Origin of the sequence: Mesorhizobium sp. M7A.F.Ca.AU.001.01.1.1, from assembly GCF_004022735.1 — a bacterium.
GTDB classification, from domain to species: domain Bacteria; phylum Pseudomonadota; class Alphaproteobacteria; order Rhizobiales; family Rhizobiaceae; genus Mesorhizobium; species Mesorhizobium ciceri.
This window is the reverse complement of the sequence record NZ_RZPF01000890.1, coordinates 1-2,239: the sequence shown is the minus strand read 5'-3', so window position 1 is coordinate 2,239 and position 2,239 is coordinate 1. Positions and strand designations below refer to the sequence as shown.

Here is a 2,239-nt window from a genome sequence, read left to right as displayed (position 1 = left end):
CGATGGGAATGCGTGCGAAATTATAGCTCGGCGGCGGCGAGGATGTTGCCCACTCCAAGGTTCCTGCGTCCCAAGGATTGTTGCCGGCCGAGGTGCCTTTCAACGCGCCATGCACAAGGTTGAAGGTGAACAGGACAAAGCTCAGGAAGAAGAGTAACGCCCCAGCCGAGATGAAAAGGTTGATGTTGCCCCAGCCAAGCTCGGCCGGATAGGTGTAGACACGTCGTGGCATGCCCCACAGGCCGACCAGATGCATCGGGAAAAAGGCTGCATTGAACCCGATGAAGGCCAGCCAGAAATGCCACCGCCCGAGGCGTTCGCTCATCATGCGGCCGGTGACCTTCGGGAACCAGAAATAAGCCGCGCCAAGCAGCGGGAACACCGAGCCGCCGATCAGCACGTAATGGAAATGGGCGACGACGAAATAGGTGTCGTGGACCTGAAGATCCAACGGCACTGAGGCGAGCATCACGCCCGTCAGCCCGCCGATGACGAAGATGAAGAAAAAGCCGAAGACGAACAGCAACGGAGTTCGGATCACCGGTCTGCCGTCCCATAATGTTGCCAGCCAGCAGAAGATCTGTACGCCGTTCGGGATGGCGATCATCATGCTGGATGCGGTGAAGAAGCTGGCGCCAAGCTTTGGCAGGCCGGTGGCGAACATGTGATGGACCCAAAGCCCGAACGAAAGGAAGCCGACCGCGATCAGCGACAGGACCAGCCCGAGATGACCGAATGTCGGTCGCCTGGCGAAAACAGGAATGATCGAGGACACCATGCCCGTCGCCGGCAGGAAGATGATGTAAACTTCCGGATGGCCGAAGAACCAGAAGAGGTGTTGGAACAGCAGAGCATCCCCACCTTCGGCCGGGTTGAAGATGTGCGTGCCAACCAGCCGGTCAAGGATCAGGAAAGTCGAGGTGATCATCACCGCCGGCATCGCGAAGACGACGACGAAGGAAGTGACCAGCATCGCCCAGACATAGAGCGGGATCTTGTCCAGCGACATGCCGGGGGCTCGCTGCTTGAAGACCGTGACGATGGTCGCCACCGCGACGGCCAGTGACGACACTTCGGTATAGGTGATCATCTGCGCCCAGACGTCAGCCCGCTTGCCCGGTGCGAATTCGGGGCCGGACAGCGGTACGTAGGCGAACCAGCCCACATCAGGGGCCATGTTGAGGGCGAAGGACACCCAGGCGAAAGCGCCGCCCGAGACGTAGACCCAGTAGCTGAACGCGTTCAGGCGCGGAAACGCGATGTTGCGGGTGCCGACCATCAGCGGCACCAGGTAGATCCCGGTCGCCTGCATGATGGGCACGGCGAACAGAAACATCATCGTAACGCCATGCATGGTGAACAGCTGATTGTAGAGGTCGGGCCCGATCAGCCCGCGTTGCGGTCCAGAAAGCTGGATGCGCATGACGACAGCGTTGAGGCCGCCAAGACCAAGGAACACGAAAGCGGTGATCAAATAGCGTCGTGCGATCACCTTGTGATCGACGCTCGACAAGGCTCCGACGATGCCGGATGGCGTCCGCCAGGTGCGCTCGAGCCAGCGATGCAGGCCGGCATCATCCATGCCGGTGTCGCGCGGTCCGTCATGCTCGGGCGCGATGTCGCCTTTTGCAGATACCTTGCGCTCCGGCGGCAGGTCGCGTTGGCTTGTGAGATCCGCGCTGCTCATTTCAGACCCTCGAGATAGGCGACCACGGCATTGAGCTCATCGCCGCTGAGCTCCACCACCGGCATGTGGGAGCCGGGCTTGATGCCTTGCGGGTCGGCTATCCAGGCGGCGAGATTGCCGCGGCTCATCGTCAAGGTCCCGGCAGCGAGCGTCTGCCGGCTGGCTATGTGGGTGAGATCGGGAGCCACCGTTCCGCCGGCCGGCGTCCCCCCGATCCTGTGACACATCACGCAGGGGCGTTTGAGGAACAGGTCCGCACCGACCTTGGCTTCGCCGCTCGCCGGCGCGCCGGCCGGCTGCAACTGGTCGTTCAGCCAGGCATCGAATTTCGGGCGCGGCTCGGCGATGATCAAGGTGCCCATGTTGGCGTGCTGCGCACCGCAGAATTCAGCGCATTGACCACGGTAGACGCCTGGCTTGTCCGCCTTGATATCCAGGACGTTCATGTGGCCCGGGATAAGGTCGAGCTTGCCGGCCAAGCTTGGGATCCAGAAGGAATGGATCACATCGGTCGAGGTCAAAAGCAGCCGCACCGGCTCGCCGGCAGGGATA

2 protein-coding genes are annotated in these 2,239 nt (G+C 61.7%); both read right to left on the bottom strand.

Annotated elements, in window-relative coordinates:
* Positions 1–1,687 (bottom strand): cytochrome c oxidase subunit I (gene ctaD / locus EN884_RS33500; protein ID WP_128361026.1); only part of this gene is annotated, 1,687 nt, incomplete at its 3' end.
* On the bottom strand, positions 1,684–2,239 hold a 556-nt coding region (locus EN884_RS33495), incomplete at its 5' end, for a c-type cytochrome (protein WP_127224702.1). The genes EN884_RS33495 and ctaD, both read right to left, overlap by 4 nt.